Raw genomic sequence first — 15,779 nt, 5'->3', positions numbered from 1 at the left:
CATTAACGGCCGTAGCCTTTCAGGTTCGCCTTCTTCAATGCAGACTCATACTGACTAGACATCATCAGAGTTTGCACTTGAGCCATAAAGTCCATAATCACGACGACAACAATAAGCAGCGAGGTCCCACCGAAGTAGAACGGCACTTTCATTGCATCACGCATGAACTCCGGGATCAGGCAGATAAAAGTGATGTACAACGCACCAATCAGAGTCAGGCGTGTCATTACTTTATCGATATACTTCGCCGTTTGTTCTCCCGGACGAATTCCTGGCACGAATGCACCGGACTTCTTCAGGTTATCTGCTGTTTCGCGTGGGTTGAAAACCAACGCTGTGTAGAAGAAACAGAAGAAGATGATTGCAGACGCATAGAGTAACACATAAAGCGGTTGCCCAGGCTGCAAATACAGCGAAATTGTTGTCAGCCAGTTCCAACCAGTACCGCCCCCGAACCATGACGCGATGGTCGCCGGGAACAGAATAATACTGGAAGCGAAGATTGCTGGGATTACCCCCGCCATATTCACTTTCAGCGGCAAATGTGTGCTCTGTGCAGCATAGACACGACGACCTTGCTGGCGTTTCGCGTAGTTTACCACAATGCGGCGTTGACCACGTTCAACAAACACAACAAAGAAGGTCACGGCAAATACTAATACTGCAACCAACAGCAACAGGAGGAAGTGCAGGTCACCTTGACGCGCTTGCTCGATAGTATGGGCGATGGCCGGCGGGAGACCCGCAACGATACCGGCGAAGATAATGATCGAGATACCGTTACCGATACCACGTTCAGTAATCTGTTCGCCGAGCCACATCAGGAACATCGTTCCTGTGACCAGACTTACAACAGCGGTGAAGTAGAATGCAAAGCCCGGATTAATTACCAGGCCTTGCATACCAGGCATATTCGGCAGACCGGTAGCAATACCGGTCGCCTGGAATATTGCCAGCACCAGAGTGCCGTAGCGGGTGTACTGGCTAATCTTACGACGTCCAGATTCCCCTTCCTTCTTAATCTCTGCCAGCGTCGGGTGAACCACCGTCAGCAGCTGGATAATGATCGATGCCGATATGTACGGCATGATACCCAGAGCAAAGATAGAAGCACGGCTGAGAGCACCACCAGAGAACATGTTAAACATTTCAATGATGGTGCCTCGCTGTTGCTCAAGCAGTTTGGCAAGTACAGCGGCATCGATACCAGGGATCGGAATAAAAGAGCCAATTCGGAACACAATCAACGCACCGATCACAAACAGAAGTCTGCGTTTCAGTTCGCCGAACCCACCTTTGGCACTTTGAAAATCTAATCCCGGTTGCTTAGCCATCTGCTACTTATTCCTCAATTTTACCGCCAGCAGCTTCGATAGCAGCACGAGCGCCTTTAGACACGCGCAGGCCGTTAACAGTTACCGGACGAGTTACTTCACCAGCCAGAATCACTTTCGCGAATTCAATCTGGATGCCGATAATGTTAGCCGCTTTCAGCGTGTTCAGGTCAACTACGTCGCCTTCTACTTTAGCCAGATCGGACAGACGAACTTCGGCTGTGATCATTGCTTTACGTGAAGTGAAACCGAACTTCGGCAGACGACGGTACAGAGGCATCTGACCACCCTCGAAACCGCGACGTACGCCACCGCCAGAACGAGAGTTCTGACCTTTGTGACCACGACCACCGGTTTTGCCGAGGCCAGAACCGATACCACGACCCAAACGCTTAGAAGCGTGTTTAGACCCTTCGGCCGGAGACAGAGTATTTAAACGCATCTCTTACTCCTCCACTTTAAGCATGTAGGAAATCGCGTTAACCATACCGCGTACAGCAGGCGTGTCTTCACGCTCAACGGTGTGGCCAATGCGACGCAGACCCAGGCCATTCAGAGTCGCTTTATGCTTCGGCAGACGTCCGATTGAACTGCGGGTTTGTGTAATTTTAATAGTCTTTGCCATGGTCAATTACCCCAGAATTTCTTCAACGGATTTACCACGCTTGGCAGCGACCATTTCTGGAGAATTCATATTTTCCAGGCCATCGATAGTTGCACGAACCACGTTAATCGGGTTGGTGGAACCATACGCTTTAGCCAGAACGTTATGAACTCCAGCGACTTCCAGGACGGCGCGCATTGCACCACCGGCGATGATACCGGTACCTTCAGAAGCCGGCTGCATGAAGACACGAGAACCCGTGTGAACACCTTTTACAGGGTGTTGCAGGGTGCCGTGGTTCAGCGCGACGTTAATCATGTTGCGACGGGCTTTTTCCATCGCTTTCTGGATCGCTGCTGGAACTTCACGCGCTTTACCGTAACCAAAACCAACGCGACCGTTACCATCGCCTACTACAGTCAGAGCTGTGAAGGAGAAAATACGACCACCTTTAACGGTTTTAGATACGCGGTTAACCGCGATCAGCTTTTCCTGCAGTTCGCCAGCTTGTTTTTCGATGTGAGCCATCTTACACCTCTACCTTAGAACTGAAGGCCAGCTTCACGGGCAGCATCTGCCAGTGCCTGGACACGACCATGATATTGGAACCCGGAACGGTCAAAGGATACATCTTTGATGCCTTTTTCCAGAGCGCGTTCAGCGACAGCTTTACCCACAGCTGCTGCAGCGTCTTTGTTACCGGTGTACTTCAGTTGTTCAGAGATAGCTTTTTCTACAGTAGAAGCAGCTACCAGAACTTCAGAACCGTTCGGTGCAATTACCTGTGCGTAAATATGACGCGGGGTACGATGTACCACCAGGCGAGTTGCGCCCAGCTCTTGGAGCTTGCGGCGTGCGCGGGTCGCACGACGGATACGAGCAGATTTCTTATCCATAGTGTTACCTTACTTCTTCTTAGCCTCTTTGGTACGCACGACTTCGTCGGCGTAACGAACACCCTTGCCTTTATATGGCTCAGGACGACGGTAGGCGCGCAGATCTGCTGCAACCTGACCGATCACCTGCTTATCAGCGCCTTTCAGCACGATTTCAGTTTGAGTCGGACATTCTGCAGTAATACCTGCTGGCAGCTGATGGTCAACTGGGTGAGAGAAACCTAAAGACAGGTTTACTACATTCCCTTTAACCGCTGCACGATAACCTACACCAACCAGCTGCAGCTTCTTAGTGAAGCCTTCGGTAACACCGATAACCATTGAGTTCAGCAGGGCACGCGCGGTACCAGCCTGAGCCCAACCATCCACGAAACCATCACGTGGACCGAAGGTCAGTGCATTATCAGCTTGTTTAACTTCAACAGCATCGTTGAGAGTACGAGTCAGCTCGCCGTTTTTACCTTTGATCGTAATAACCTGACCGTTGATTTTTACATCAACGCCGGCAGGAACAACGACCGGTGCTTTAGCAACACGAGACATTTTTTCCTCCGATTAGGCTACGTAGCAGATAATTTCGCCACCAAGACCAGCTTGGCGCGCTGCACGATCAGTCATAACACCTTTAGAGGTAGAAACAACTGCGATACCGAGACCCGCCATAACTTTCGGCAGCTCATCTTTTTTCTTATAGATGCGCAGACCTGGGCGGCTGACACGCTGAATGCTTTCTACAACAGCTTTACCCTGGAAGTACTTAAGAGTCACTTCCAGTTCCGGCTTGGTGTCGCCTTCAACTTTAAATTCTTCAATAAAACCTTCTTCCTTCAGCACGTTGGCAATTGCCACTTTCAGCTTGGAGGAAGGCATGGTGACCGCAGCTTTGTTCGCGGCCTGACCGTTACGGATACGGGTCAGCATATCCGCGATCGGATCTTGCATGCTCATCTGTCTTTACTCCCGTGATTCAATTGGTGACAATTACCAGCTAGCCTTTTTCAAGCCAGGTACTTCACCGCGCATTGCGGCTTCACGAAGCTTGATACGGCTCAACCCGAACTTGCCCACATAACCATGTGGACGACCAGTCTGGCGGCAGCGGTTACGCTGACGGGACGGGCTGGAATCACGCGGCAGACTTTGCAGCTTGAGAACTGCGTTCCAACGATCTTCGTCAGAAGCGTTTACATCAGAGATGATCGCTTTCAGTTCAGCGCGTTTCGCGAAGTATTTTTCAGCTAAAGCTACGCGTTTAACTTCGCGTGCTTTCATTGATTGCTTAGCCATTAAGTAACCCTACCTTACTTGCGGAACGGGAAGTCAAAGGCAGCCAGCAGAGCACGGCCTTCTTCGTCAGAATTCGCAGTAGTGGTAATGGTAATATCCAAACCACGAACGCGGTCGACTTTGTCATAGTCGATTTCTGGGAAGATGATCTGCTCACGGACACCCATGCTGTAGTTACCACGACCATCGAATGACTTAGCGGACAGGCCACGGAAGTCACGAATACGCGGTACAGCAATAGTGATCAGGCGCTCAAGGAACTCCCACATGCGTTCGCCACGCAGAGTTACTTTACAGCCGATCGGATAGCCCTGACGGATTTTGAAGCCTGCAACTGATTTGCGTGCTTTGGTGATCAACGGCTTTTGACCGGAGATAGCTGTCAAATCAGCTGCTGCGTTATCCAGCAGTTTCTTATCAGCGATCGCTTCACCAACACCCATATTCAGGGTGATCTTCTCGACCCGAGGGACTTGCATGACAGAATTGTAGCTAAACTCAGTCATGAGTTTCTTAACTACTTCGTCTTTGTAGTAATCATGCAGTTTCGCCATCGTACTACTCCAAATTACTTGATAGTTTCGCTGTTAGACTTGAAGAAACGGACTTTTTTGCCGTCTTCGAATCTAAAGCCTACACGGTCAGCCTTGCCGGTTGCCGCATTGAAGATTGCAATGTTAGAGATCTGAAGCGCAGCTTCTTTCTCAACGATGCCGCCTGGTTGGTTCAGGGCCGGAACCGGCTTCTGATGTTTTTTAACCAGGTTGATACCTTCAACAATGACCTTGCCGGAAGACAGGACATTCTTAACTTTACCGCGTTTACCTTTATCTTTACCGGTCAACACGATAACTTCGTCATCACGACGGATCTTCGCTGCCATGATTCGCTCCTTAGAGTACTTCTGGTGCCAGAGAGATAATTTTCATGAACTTTTCATTACGCAGTTCACGAGTTACCGGCCCAAAAATACGCGTGCCGATTGGCTGCTCGCTGTTATTGTTTAAAATAACGCATGCATTACCATCGAAGCGAATGACAGAACCGTCCGGGCGACGAACACCCTTCTTGGTGCGCACCACTACCGCTTTCAGCACATCGCCTTTCTTCACCTTACCACGTGGAATTGCTTCCTTGATGGTAATCTTGATGATGTCGCCGACGCCTGCGTAGCGACGGTGCGAGCCACCCAGAACCTTGATACACATTACGCGACGTGCACCGGAGTTGTCGGCCACGTTCAGCATAGTCTGTTCTTGGATCATTTTAGTGCTCCGCTAATGTCAACTACTACTGAGACTCTAAAATCAGAGTCGTTAAAAAGCCCCATATCGAGGGCGCGGCATTATAACACCGCTCTCAACATATGGGTAGAAAAAATAAACGGCTCATTTCTGAGCCGTTTATCCATTTGAGAAAGGCTACTGTATTACAGAACCGCTTTCTCTACAACGCGAACCAGCGTCCAGGACTTAGTCTTGGACAGTGGACGGCATTCACGGATTTCAACCTTGTCGCCGATACCACATTCGTTGTTCTCGTCATGTACGTGCAGTTTGGTCGTACGCTTGATGAATTTCCCGTAGATCGGGTGCTTCACAACACGTTCGATGGCAACAACAATGGATTTCTCCATTTTATCGCTGACAACGCGACCTTGCAGAGTACGGATTTTATCGGTCATTACGCACCCGCCTTCTGAGTCAGTAAAGTCTTAACACGTGCAACGTTACGACGAACCTGCTTCAGCAGGTGAGTCTGTTGCAGCTGGCCGCTTGCAGCCTGCATACGCAGGTTGAATTGCTCGCGCAGCAGGTTAAGCAGCTCGGTGTTCAGCTCTTCAACGCTCTTTTCACGCAGCTCATTTGCTTTCATTACATCACCGTCTTAGTTACAAAGGTGGTTTTGATAGGCAGTTTCGCTGCTGCCAGGCCGAAGGCTTCACGGGCCAGCTCTTCCGGTACGCCGTCCATTTCATACAGGACTTTACCCGGCTGAATCAAGGCAACCCAATACTCCACGTTACCTTTACCTTTACCCATACGAACTTCCAGCGGCTTCTCGGTGATCGGTTTGTCCGGGAATACACGGATCCAGATCTTACCTTGACGCTTAACTGCACGGGTCATAGCACGACGTGCTGCTTCGATCTGACGTGCAGTCAGACGACCACGGCCAACAGCTTTCAGACCGAAAGTGCCGAAGCTAACATCCGTACCTTGCGCCAGACCACGGTTGCGGCCTTTGTGCACTTTACGGAATTTTGTACGCTTTGGTTGTAACATCAGCGACGCTCCTTATTTACGGCCTTTACGCTGCTGCTTTTTAGGTTGAGCAGCCGGTTCCGGTTGTTCAACAGCAGCCATACCACCCAGGATCTCGCCTTTGAAGATCCATACCTTAACGCCGATTACACCGTAAGTGGTGTGCGCTTCAGAGGTGTTGTAGTCGATGTCAGCACGCAGAGTGTGCAGAGGTACGCGACCTTCGCGGTACCATTCGGTACGTGCGATTTCCGCGCCGCCCAGACGGCCGCTAACTTCAACTTTAATCCCTTTAGCGCCAAGACGCATTGCGTTCTGTACAGCACGCTTCATAGCACGACGGAACATAACGCGACGTTCCAGCTGTGAAGTGATGCTGTCAGCAACCAATTTTGCGTCCAGTTCTGGCTTACGAACTTCGGCGATATTGATCTGTGCAGGGACGCCAGCGATATCCGCTACGACCTTGCGCAGTTTTTCTACGTCTTCGCCTTTCTTACCGATAACGATACCCGGGCGAGCAGTGTGAATAGTCACACGGATGCTCTTAGCAGGACGCTCGATTACGATACGAGATACGGACGCTTTTGCCAGTTCCTTAGTCAGGTACTGACGTACTTTAAAATCGCTGTCCAGGTTGTCAGCGAATTCTTTGGTGTTCGCAAACCAGGTAGAGTTCCAAGGTTTTACAATACCCAGGCGAATACCATTAGGATGTACTTTCTGACCCATTGCTAGTCTCCAGAGTCTCAGCGATCGGACACAACCACAGTAATGTGGCTGGTGCGCTTCAGGATGCGATCTGCACGACCTTTCGCACGCGGCATAATGCGCTTCATGCTTGGGCCTTCGTCTACGAAGATTTTCGTAACTTTCAGATCGTCGATGTCAGCGCCATCGTTGTGTTCAGCGTTAGCAATGGCAGATTCCAGAACCTTCTTGACCAGTACAGCCGCTTTCTTATTGGTGTAGGTCAGAATATCCAGGGCCTGCGACACTTTCTTACCGCGAATCAGGTCAGCAACAAGGCGAACCTTCTGAGCAGAAGAACGAGCATGGCGATGTTGAGCTAAAGTTTCCATCTCTTCCTCCTACCTTATTTCTTCTTCGCTTTTTTATCAGCAGCGTGGCCGCGATAAGTACGAGTCGGTGCGAATTCACCCAGTTTGTGACCGACCATTTCGTCGGAAACAAATACCGGAACGTGCTGACGACCATTATGGACAGCGATGGTCAAACCGATCATGTTAGGAAAGATCGTTGAACGACGGGACCAAGTGCGCAGGGGCTTCTTGTCACCGCTTTCCACCGCTTTCTCTACCTTCTTCAGCAAGTGCAGGTCAATAAAAGGACCTTTCTTGAGAGAACGTGGCATGGCTTATCCTCTAATATTATTTGCTACGGCGACGTACGATAAATTTATCAGTACGCTTGTTGCTGCGGGTCTTCTTACCTTTGGTCTGAACGCCCCACGGAGTTACCGGGTGCTTACCAAAGTTACGACCTTCACCACCACCATGTGGGTGATCGACTGGGTTCATCGCAGTACCGCGAACGGTAGGACGAACACCACGCCAGCGTGCAGCACCTGCTTTACCCAGAACGCGCAGCATATGCTCAGCATTGCCAACTTCGCCCAGGGTTGCACGGCAGTCTGCTTCGACTTTACGCATTTCACCAGAACGCAGACGCAGGGTGACATAAGCACCATCGCGAGCAACGATCTGAACGTAAGTACCAGCGGAACGTGCCAGCTGACCGCCTTTACCTGGTTTCATTTCTACGTTATGAACAGTAGAACCAACCGGGATATTGCGCATCGGCAGGGTGTTACCTGCTTTGATTGCAGCATCAACGCCAGACTGAATCTGGTCGCCAGCTTTCAGGCCTTTAGGGGCCAGGATGTAACGGCGTTCGCCATCTTTGTACAGAACCAGCGCGATGTTCGCGGAACGGTTCGGATCGTACTCAAGACGCTCAACAATTGCCGGGATACCATCTTTGTTGCGTTTGAAGTCAACAATACGATAAGCCTGCTTATGACCACCACCAATGTGACGAGTGGTGATACGGCCATTGTTGTTACGACCACCGGATTTGCTGTTTTTTTCCAGCAGCGGAGCAAAAGGTTTGCCCTTGTGCAGCTCAGGGTTGACCACTTTAACTACGTGGCGACGACCCGGAGATGTCGGTTTACATTTAACAACTGCCATTGTATTACTCCTCCGACTTACTCAGCGCCGCCAACGAAGTCCAGATTCTGGCCTTCTTCCAGGGTGACGTAAGCTTTTTTCCAGTCGCTACGACGACCGATACGCTGTCCGTGACGCTTCACCTTGCCTTTAACAACCAGGGTGCGTACGGTATCAACTTTGACTTCAAACAGTTTCTGCACAGCAGCTTTGATTTCTGCTTTAGTCGCGTCTTTAGCAACTTTGAGAACGATGGTATTGGTTTTTTCCATCGCGGTAGACGCTTTTTCAGAAACGTGCGGTGCACGAAGCACCTTCAGCAAACGTTCTTCACGAATCATGCCAGCATCTCCTCAACTTGCTTAACAGCATCAGCAGTCATTACGACTTTGTCGAAGGCGATCAGGCTAACCGGGTCGATACCATTCGCGTCACGTACGTCAACCTTGTGCAGGTTACGTGCGGCCAGGAACAGGTTCTCGTCCAGCTCACCGGTGATGATCAACACATCTTCCAGAGCCATGTCTTTCAGTTTCTGTGCCAGCAGCTTGGTTTTCGGTGCTTCAACAGAGAACGTCTCGACAACGATCAGACGATCCTGACGTACCAGTTCGGACAGAATGCTTTTCAGCGCGCCGCGGTACATCTTTTTGTTAACTTTTTGACTGTGGTCCTGCGGGCGTGCAGCGAAGGTTACGCCACCGGAACGCCAGATCGGGCTCTTAATAGAACCTGAACGCGCACGGCCGGTACCTTTCTGGCGCCACGGCTTTTTACCGGAACCAGTTACTTCAGCACGGGTCTTCTGAGCACGAGTGCCCTGACGAGCACCAGCTGCATAAGCAACAACAACCTGGTGAACCAGCGCTTCGTTGAAATCACGACCGAAGGTAGTTTCGGAAACAGTCAGCGCGCTCTGCGCGTCTTTCAATACTAATTCCATTGCTATCCCCTTACGCCTTCACAGCTGGTTTAACGATAAGGTCGCTACCGGTAGCACCGGGAACAGCACCTTTAACCAGCAGCAGGTTGCGCTCAGCGTCAACACGTACTACGTCCAGGCTCTGAACGGTTACGCGCTCATTACCCAGCTGACCTGCCATTTTCTTGCCTTTAAACACTTTGCCCGGAGTCTGGTTCTGACCGATAGAACCCGGAACGCGGTGAGACAAGGAGTTACCGTGGGTAGCGTCCTGGGTACGGAAGTTCCAGCGCTTAACGGTACCGGCGAAACCTTTACCTTTAGAGGTACCGGTTACGTCAACTTTTTTAACTTCAGCAAACAGCTCAACGCTAATGTCCTGACCTACGGTGAACTCTTCGCCTTCTGCAAGACGGAATTCCCAAAGACCACGGCCAGCTTCTACGCCAGCTTTAGCGAAGTGACCAGCTTCCGGCTTGGTTACACGGTTAGCTTTTTTAGCACCGGTGGTAACCTGAACTGCACGGTAGCCGTCGTTAGCCAGGTCTTTAACCTGAGTAACACGGTTTGCTTCAACTTCGATTACGGTTACTGGGATAGATACGCCATCTTCAGTGAAGATGCGGGTCATGCCCACTTTTTTACCGACTAAACCAATCATTGTATCAACCTCTCAATCGCTCGATGACCTGATTAACCCAGGCTGATCTGCACGTCTACACCGGCAGCCAGGTCCAGACGCATCAGAGCATCAACGGTTTTCTCGGTTGGCTCAACGATGTCAACCAGACGCTTGTGAGTGCGAATCTCGTACTGATCACGCGCGTCTTTGTTAACGTGCGGAGAGATCAGAACGGTAAAGCGCTCTTTGCGGGTCGGCAGCGGGATCGGACCGCGAACCTGCGCACCAGTGCGCTTGGCAGTCTCGACGATTTCCGCGGTTGATTGATCGATCAGACGATGATCAAACGCTTTAAGGCGGATACGGATTCTTTGGTTCTGCATGAGACCAGAGCTCCAATTATTTTATAAACGAAATGGCTACTCCTCACACCCATTACGATTGATGGGGGAGCGCAGCCGTTCTTACGTAGTTCCGCAATTGGGAACATTGTCGACAACAAAATGCGTTGTCGGAGCTCTTATCGAACTCGCCGTCACTAAAGACAGCCCGCGCATTATACTTGCATATAGCCCAAATGCAAGTTCTTATGGTTTAAAATTGCTCAGGCATCGGCAGGGGTTTGCCCTGCATCAGTCGCCTATTTCAGCCAATGCTTTTTGGACTTGTTCACGCAGTGCATCTTTACGCACTTGTTCTTCTGATGGCATATCGCCATCCTCGCTCGCCGTGTCATCGTTAGGCATATCATCAACATTATCGTATGCCGGAGTTTCAGCATCCTCATCGACAGGCTGATCATCAGGGACATCAGGCGAGAGTCTTGTCGGTAGCGGTTGCTTCTTAAAGACATAGTGCATATCGGAGAGATGATAATCCTCTACCGCCTTTACCGTTACTTCGCTGTTCACTCGCGGGTGGCGCTGTAGCCAGTAATAATGTGCGTAATAACCGATGAGCAGTGCGCAGGCTATCCACACCAGTAAGCACAGCCACACCCACGCATTTCGCGCTATGGCATTTCCCGCTCTCGCAACATGCTGGGGAGTGTCACTAGCACGATGAGCCACAAAGGCTGAGTAAATCCGCATCATTTCGCGTTCTCCTTCGACGCATCGCCTGGCATATCTGAGTTCAGGGGCAATTGAGCCGTCAGCCATTCTGATAAGTCCGTGCCTGAAGTCATTTCATTAACTAACCTTGGCGCCTCACCCAGCGCCTGACGCAATCTAATCAGCGTATTCTTACCCGGCACACCATCCGCCTGCAGTTTCTCATTGCGTTGAAAGAGTTTTACCTTTTCGGTTAGCGTTGCCGTCCAGTCCCCACTTTCATCAACCGGAAGTCCCAGTGCGCGGCTGAGCATTGCATCCAGCCAAATAATGCTTTCGGCGCTACTTTTATTGGTGACGCGATTTTTACCGTCAGGTGCCGGTGGCCACATCATGGTGTAGTGTCCTTCGGAGTGGGTATCAAACCAGCAACGAGTGACCGTCCATGTTTTTTTATTGATGAGAAGATCGAGGTCATTGTCTGAAACACGCATAACTACCGCATAAAGTGGATGCTTCTCCACAGTGAGTCGTGCAATCCAGGGCAAACCGTTGCTCGCCAAATGACTCACCGTTTCATTACCGCTTTCGCAAACCAAATCAGCACGGTCGGCTTGTTCGCACCACGCCTCTTCCGCAGACACGTCATAGCCCCAGGTCGCATACAATTGCTCCATGGCATCGTGAACATTGGATGTAACATCAGTGATTTTTGCGGGCTCAGCCTCTTTGACCGTCGGTTTAGTCACATTCAGCCATTGTGGGGTCGGGAAAGGCAATTTGATCATATCTGCCCCACCCCAGCCAATTGCTAACGCCAGCACCGCGTAAGTAACCAGTAAAAAGGCGCTGGGCCTGGATTTGTATGGCAGGCCCACGGCAGCCATCACCAGTCTCTCCTGGCGCGCGCTTAATTTTGTCGAGTGTTCCGCTACAGCTAACTGCTTAGCAATCACGGCAATCCTTTTCATCACCTTTAGATTGCCCTTTGTGGCCAAACAGACATGGCGTACAAATCCTGGACGAAAGACAACATCGTCCCCTGACGGGTCTTCGGCCTGCATTGCGTTCATATACTCACTGCACTCCATTTCGGAAGGCGGATCCAGACAGACATATAAAGGAAGACGTTGGCTGAGCGATTTAGCGTTTTTGAGTTTCACACTCCCGACAAGCAGCAGCTTGACGCTGACACCTATCGCAGGGATGAGCTGCGTAAAGGATTGAATGAAGCTATCAAGGTGTCCTGCCAGTAAATCCGCATTGTCAATGACAATGAGACTTTCCGAGGTTTTGTCATTAATCAGCGATAATATATCGAGCCAAAAACGATCATGGGCATAGGTAACATGTTCTTTCTCATGTTCGCGTGTGGACATTAAGTGAATATTATCGCCAAGATGAATAGCTGTAAAAACTAATAACGCATCTGATTTAGTTTTGCTTAATTTATTAATAAGAGTTGATTTACCAACACCCTTATTACCGAACAAAACAGCGACCTCACCTGACCACGGCGCGTTTACCACCCACTCGGAGATCAATCCGGGCTGAGTGAACTCGTAACTCCCTGACATTTTTACAATACCTTTAATATTTTGCCATTCAAAATGCTTGGGGATCAAATAGAGAAAACCAAAAACACTTCATTGATATTTATACTGTAGGACCCCCCAACAAATGTCAACCACACAAATGGTAACCATAGACCAGATTGAATGAAATTAAAAAAGAACATACACTATCCTTCGTTTTTTCGATAAGCCCCTCCCATGAAAAAAATGATTATTGATATCGATAGCCTGATTATTTGGCTACATAAACATAGCCAGCAAATGCTGTGTGCGGGAGTGATCTTGCCTACATTGTTATTGTTTATTTGCACTGTGAATACATATTGTGAATCTATGCGTGACACAAATGTTTCATCGACTTTAGTGCCTGCGATTGCAGATAAAGTGAATGTTAATCTCAACATGGATGATGGGAGTCACGAAGGAAGTCTGGCCGTCGCTAAGTCTGCGGCCACCACAGTTGCTCCCGTCTCACTCGCTCTAACCTTAACGGGTATTATCGCCAGTGACGATCGCGTATTTTCTCAAGCCATCATTACCAGTCAGGGTGGCCCACGAAATTACAATCAGGGGGAGTACATTGAAGGCTTATCGGGTGTTTTCATTGAAAAAATAGACATCAACACGGTCCGCATTAACAACAATGGCACGTCTCAGCTAATGACTCTACTTGATGAAGATCCCACTCCACCAAGTAAGGCACCGGAGCAGACGAAAAAAACACGCTTCCTGAGTGATTTCATCATCAGTAACCCGGTCTATGAGAATGAGAAACTAACCGGGGTTAAGTTATACCCTCGTGGTGCCGCGAGCCGTTTTACCAGACTAGGCTTCAAGTCTGGAGATATTGCCTTGAAAATCAACAACCACATTTTAAGCGAGCCTGAAGGAATGAAAGCCGCTTTAAATGAGCTCAGCACACTCGGTTCTGCACAGTTCACTGTGTTACGTAACAGTAATGAAAAGTTAATCAATGCCTCAACAATGGATGTTGAATAGGTCAAGGAAGTAAACAGTATGAAACTCTCTCGTAAATATCTCGCATTTATTTTGGCATTACAAATTATTACACCGACAAGCCCGACTTACGCTGCACAGTATTCTGCCAACTTCAAAAATGCGGATATTCGCGAGTTTATCGCCGCGGTAAGTAAGAACACAGGTAAAACAATTCTGGTTGAACCTTCCGTTCAGGGAAATATATCAGTACGCAGTTATGATAATTTTAATGACGAAGAATACTATCAGTTCTTTCTTAGCGTACTTGATATTTATGGTTTTTCAGTCGTCAATCTCGATAATGGACTGGTCAAAGTGGTGCGCTCAGCCTCACTAAAAACAGCCCCGGGTGAGATCAAAGACACCGCGACGCCGTCAGTGGGCGATGAATTCATTACTCGCGTCGTCTCTTTACAGAACGTACCAGTACGTGAACTGGCCCCCCTGCTGCGGCAGATGATGGACAGCGGTGGCATTGGCAATGTCGTGCACTACGACCCCTCTAACGTGTTGCTGATCACCGGCAAAGCGAACGTCGTCAATCGCATTCTCGAAGTGATAAAGCGCGTCGACGTCAATGGCACGCAGGCGCGTGAAGTACTTAAACTGCATTACGCTTCCGCAGTCGACCTCGCTGAAGTCATCAACAATCTGGTACGTGAAGAATCCAAAGAGAGCCCTACACAAATTCTCTTACCCAAAATTGTTGCTGATAAACGCACCAATTCCCTGGTCATTAGTGGTTCCGAGAAGATACGCAACAAGCTTAAGTCGCTGGTGAGCAGACTCGACGTTGAGCAGAGCACCCAGGGTAATACCCGCGTTTTTTATCTTAAATATGCAAAAGCTGCCAAAATCGTTGAAGTTCTAACCGGGGTATCAGAAAAAATTGCGACCGATAAGAAATCATCGTCTCAGGGCAGTAACCGAGAGGATGTTTCGATCAACGCCGACGAGCAGACTAACTCGGTGGTGATTACTGCCGATCAAAGCACCATGCAGGAACTCGAAAATGTCATCGCTCGGCTCGATATCCGTCGTGCACAAGTATTAGTCGAAGCCATTATTGTCGAAGTGCAGGATGGAAATGGCCTCAATCTCGGAGTGCAGTGGTCTAACAGCGAGGTGGGTGGGCAACAATTTACCAAGTCTGGATTACCCATTTTTGATGTAGCCCAGGGAGCGCGACAGTTTAAAAAGAGCGGTTCCATGGGTACTGACAATCCAATGGCCAGTGCGCTCAGTAGTTTTAATGGCCTGGCAACGGGCTTCTTCGAAGGCGACTGGAGCGTACTGCTGACGGCGCTTTCCTCGAATAATAAAAACGATATTCTCGCCACGCCTAGCATCGTCACGCTGGACAATAAAGAAGCGTCCTTCAACGTTGGGCAAGATGTGCCGGTGCTCTCAGGATCGCAAACGACTTCCGGTGACAACGTTTTCAATACCGTTGAACGTAAAACCGTCGGGACTAAGTTAAAAGTCACGCCACAAATTAACGAGGGTGATGCCGTACTGATGGAAATCGAGCAAGAAGTTTCCAGCGTCGATACCACCTCAGGTACCTCGAGCGATCTCGGCCCGACGTTTAATACCCGCACCATCCAAAACGCCGTGCTGGTGAAAACCGGCGAAACGGTAGTACTCGGCGGGTTGCTTGATGACTCCTCGAAAGAACAGGTTTCAAAGGTTCCTCTGCTGGGTGATATCCCGGTCATTGGCCAGCTGTTCCGATACACCTCTACCGATATCTCTAAACGCAATCTGATGGTCTTCATCCGGCCAACGATTATTCGCGACGATGAGGTCTATCGCTCCTTATCAAAAGATAAGTACACCCGTTTCCGCTCATTACAGAAACAACGTATTGATGATTCGCGCAGCGGGTTAGTGGGTATCGATGACGAAGAACGTCCGGTGTTGAAGGAAGTCGATTTTGACGCGCCTAAAATACCTGCCGCCCCAACAAATCCGGCGCCTCAAGCTGCATCGACCCCTGCCGCTCCACGTAATCCTTTTCGGCAATAACGGAG

The 15,779-nt window shown here is 49.7% G+C and carries 26 protein-coding genes; 2 read left to right on the top strand and 24 right to left on the bottom strand.

Annotated features, from left to right (window positions below):
- Window positions 1-2 precede the first annotated feature (2 nt).
- From secY to ACG0Z5_RS13385, 24 genes are all read right to left on the bottom strand, one after another.
- Window positions 3-1,334: a preprotein translocase subunit SecY gene (gene secY, locus ACG0Z5_RS13500; RefSeq protein WP_319629230.1), complete on the bottom strand. Its 1,332-nt coding sequence runs from the start codon at window positions 1,332-1,334 to the stop codon at window positions 3-5.
- Window positions 1,335-1,341: 7 nt separating this feature from the next.
- Window positions 1,342-1,776, bottom strand: a complete 435-nt coding sequence (gene rplO, locus ACG0Z5_RS13495; protein WP_319629231.1) for a 50S ribosomal protein L15 — start codon at window positions 1,774-1,776, stop codon at window positions 1,342-1,344.
- A 3-nt stretch (window positions 1,777-1,779) separates the two neighbouring features.
- A complete protein-coding gene (gene rpmD / locus ACG0Z5_RS13490; protein ID WP_319629232.1) occupies window positions 1,780-1,959 on the bottom strand; it encodes a 50S ribosomal protein L30 in 180 nt (59 codons plus the stop codon).
- 6 nt (window positions 1,960-1,965) lie between these two features.
- Window positions 1,966-2,466 (bottom strand): 30S ribosomal protein S5, encoded by a 501-nt coding sequence (rpsE, locus tag ACG0Z5_RS13485; protein ID WP_002438697.1) that lies wholly within the window; start codon window positions 2,464-2,466, stop codon window positions 1,966-1,968.
- A 14-nt stretch (window positions 2,467-2,480) separates the two neighbouring features.
- Entirely contained in the window at window positions 2,481-2,834 is a 354-nt protein-coding gene (gene rplR, locus ACG0Z5_RS13480; RefSeq protein WP_006817270.1) for a 50S ribosomal protein L18, read from the bottom strand.
- Window positions 2,835-2,843: 9 nt separating this feature from the next.
- Complete coding sequence (gene rplF / locus ACG0Z5_RS13475; RefSeq protein WP_319629233.1) at window positions 2,844-3,377, bottom strand: 50S ribosomal protein L6; 534 nt, start codon at window positions 3,375-3,377, stop codon at window positions 2,844-2,846.
- 12 nt (window positions 3,378-3,389) lie between these two features.
- A complete protein-coding gene (rpsH, locus tag ACG0Z5_RS13470; RefSeq protein ID WP_042396027.1) occupies window positions 3,390-3,782 on the bottom strand; it encodes a 30S ribosomal protein S8 in 393 nt (130 codons plus the stop codon).
- 33 nt (window positions 3,783-3,815) lie between these two features.
- Window positions 3,816-4,121, bottom strand: a complete 306-nt coding sequence (gene rpsN, locus ACG0Z5_RS13465; RefSeq protein WP_074780832.1) for a 30S ribosomal protein S14 — start codon at window positions 4,119-4,121, stop codon at window positions 3,816-3,818.
- A gap of 14 nt (window positions 4,122-4,135) precedes the next feature.
- Window positions 4,136-4,675, bottom strand: a complete 540-nt coding sequence (rplE, locus tag ACG0Z5_RS13460; protein ID WP_110512466.1) for a 50S ribosomal protein L5 — start codon at window positions 4,673-4,675, stop codon at window positions 4,136-4,138.
- A 14-nt stretch (window positions 4,676-4,689) separates the two neighbouring features.
- Window positions 4,690-5,004, bottom strand: coding sequence for a 50S ribosomal protein L24 (rplX, locus tag ACG0Z5_RS13455; RefSeq protein ID WP_159776919.1), 315 nt, complete (start codon window positions 5,002-5,004; stop codon window positions 4,690-4,692).
- A 10-nt stretch (window positions 5,005-5,014) separates the two neighbouring features.
- Window positions 5,015-5,386: a 50S ribosomal protein L14 gene (rplN, locus tag ACG0Z5_RS13450; protein WP_000613954.1), complete on the bottom strand. Its 372-nt coding sequence runs from the start codon at window positions 5,384-5,386 to the stop codon at window positions 5,015-5,017.
- Window positions 5,387-5,550: 164 nt separating this feature from the next.
- Complete coding sequence (rpsQ, locus tag ACG0Z5_RS13445) at window positions 5,551-5,805, bottom strand: 30S ribosomal protein S17 (protein ID WP_097164998.1); 255 nt, start codon at window positions 5,803-5,805, stop codon at window positions 5,551-5,553.
- On the bottom strand, window positions 5,805-5,996 hold the full coding sequence (gene rpmC, locus ACG0Z5_RS13440; RefSeq protein WP_097164997.1) for a 50S ribosomal protein L29: 192 nt from the start codon (window positions 5,994-5,996) through the stop codon (window positions 5,805-5,807). The genes rpsQ and rpmC overlap by 1 nt, the downstream gene beginning before the upstream one ends.
- Window positions 5,996-6,406, bottom strand: coding sequence for a 50S ribosomal protein L16 (gene rplP / locus ACG0Z5_RS13435; protein ID WP_002919759.1), 411 nt, complete (start codon window positions 6,404-6,406; stop codon window positions 5,996-5,998). Before rplP ends, rpmC begins: the two co-directional genes overlap by 1 nt.
- Before the next feature lie 12 nt (window positions 6,407-6,418).
- Window positions 6,419-7,117, bottom strand: a complete 699-nt coding sequence (gene rpsC, locus ACG0Z5_RS13430; protein WP_006817277.1) for a 30S ribosomal protein S3 — start codon at window positions 7,115-7,117, stop codon at window positions 6,419-6,421.
- Window positions 7,118-7,134: 17 nt separating this feature from the next.
- Window positions 7,135-7,467 carry a 50S ribosomal protein L22 gene (gene rplV / locus ACG0Z5_RS13425; RefSeq protein WP_000448832.1) on the bottom strand — a complete coding sequence of 111 codons (333 nt, stop codon included), beginning with the start codon at window positions 7,465-7,467 and terminating at the stop codon, window positions 7,135-7,137.
- Window positions 7,468-7,481: 14 nt separating this feature from the next.
- Complete coding sequence (rpsS, locus tag ACG0Z5_RS13420) at window positions 7,482-7,760, bottom strand: 30S ribosomal protein S19 (RefSeq protein WP_001138115.1); 279 nt, start codon at window positions 7,758-7,760, stop codon at window positions 7,482-7,484.
- A 16-nt stretch (window positions 7,761-7,776) separates the two neighbouring features.
- Entirely contained in the window at window positions 7,777-8,598 is an 822-nt protein-coding gene (gene rplB, locus ACG0Z5_RS13415; protein ID WP_248239223.1) for a 50S ribosomal protein L2, read from the bottom strand.
- A gap of 17 nt (window positions 8,599-8,615) precedes the next feature.
- The gene (gene rplW, locus ACG0Z5_RS13410; protein WP_038158532.1) at window positions 8,616-8,918 is read right to left on the bottom strand and encodes a 50S ribosomal protein L23; all 303 of its coding nucleotides are present in this window, start codon (window positions 8,916-8,918) and stop codon (window positions 8,616-8,618) included.
- Window positions 8,915-9,520, bottom strand: a complete 606-nt coding sequence (gene rplD, locus ACG0Z5_RS13405) for a 50S ribosomal protein L4 (protein ID WP_319629234.1) — start codon at window positions 9,518-9,520, stop codon at window positions 8,915-8,917. Before rplD ends, rplW begins: the two co-directional genes overlap by 4 nt.
- A 10-nt stretch (window positions 9,521-9,530) precedes the next feature.
- Complete coding sequence (gene rplC / locus ACG0Z5_RS13400) at window positions 9,531-10,160, bottom strand: 50S ribosomal protein L3 (protein ID WP_016538466.1); 630 nt, start codon at window positions 10,158-10,160, stop codon at window positions 9,531-9,533.
- Between the two features lie 32 nt (window positions 10,161-10,192).
- Window positions 10,193-10,504 (bottom strand): 30S ribosomal protein S10, encoded by a 312-nt coding sequence (gene rpsJ, locus ACG0Z5_RS13395; RefSeq protein ID WP_001181005.1) that lies wholly within the window; start codon window positions 10,502-10,504, stop codon window positions 10,193-10,195.
- 249 nt (window positions 10,505-10,753) lie between these two features.
- The gene (locus tag ACG0Z5_RS13390; RefSeq protein WP_394448052.1) at window positions 10,754-11,215 is read right to left on the bottom strand and encodes a hypothetical protein; all 462 of its coding nucleotides are present in this window, start codon (window positions 11,213-11,215) and stop codon (window positions 10,754-10,756) included.
- Entirely contained in the window at window positions 11,212-12,750 is a 1,539-nt protein-coding gene (locus ACG0Z5_RS13385) for a peptidoglycan-binding protein (RefSeq protein WP_394448050.1), read from the bottom strand. Before ACG0Z5_RS13385 ends, ACG0Z5_RS13390 begins: the two co-directional genes overlap by 4 nt.
- A gap of 195 nt (window positions 12,751-12,945) precedes the next feature.
- Here ACG0Z5_RS13385 and ACG0Z5_RS13380 point away from each other — a divergent pair, with 195 nt between their 5' ends.
- Both ACG0Z5_RS13380 and gspD read left to right on the top strand, forming a co-directional pair.
- A complete protein-coding gene (locus ACG0Z5_RS13380; protein WP_394448048.1) occupies window positions 12,946-13,746 on the top strand; it encodes a type II secretion system protein N in 801 nt (266 codons plus the stop codon).
- An 18-nt stretch (window positions 13,747-13,764) separates the two neighbouring features.
- Window positions 13,765-15,774 carry a type II secretion system secretin GspD gene (gspD, locus tag ACG0Z5_RS13375; protein ID WP_394448046.1) on the top strand — a complete coding sequence of 670 codons (2,010 nt, stop codon included), beginning with the start codon at window positions 13,765-13,767 and terminating at the stop codon, window positions 15,772-15,774.
- Window positions 15,775-15,779: the final 5 nt, after the last annotated feature.

The sequence above is a fragment of the Scandinavium sp. M-37 genome, from assembly GCF_043558715.1.
GTDB lineage: Bacteria > Pseudomonadota > Gammaproteobacteria > Enterobacterales > Enterobacteriaceae > Scandinavium > Scandinavium vulneris_A.
The sequence above is the reverse complement of the archived record's forward strand: the minus strand, read 5'-3'. Positions and strand labels throughout refer to the sequence as shown.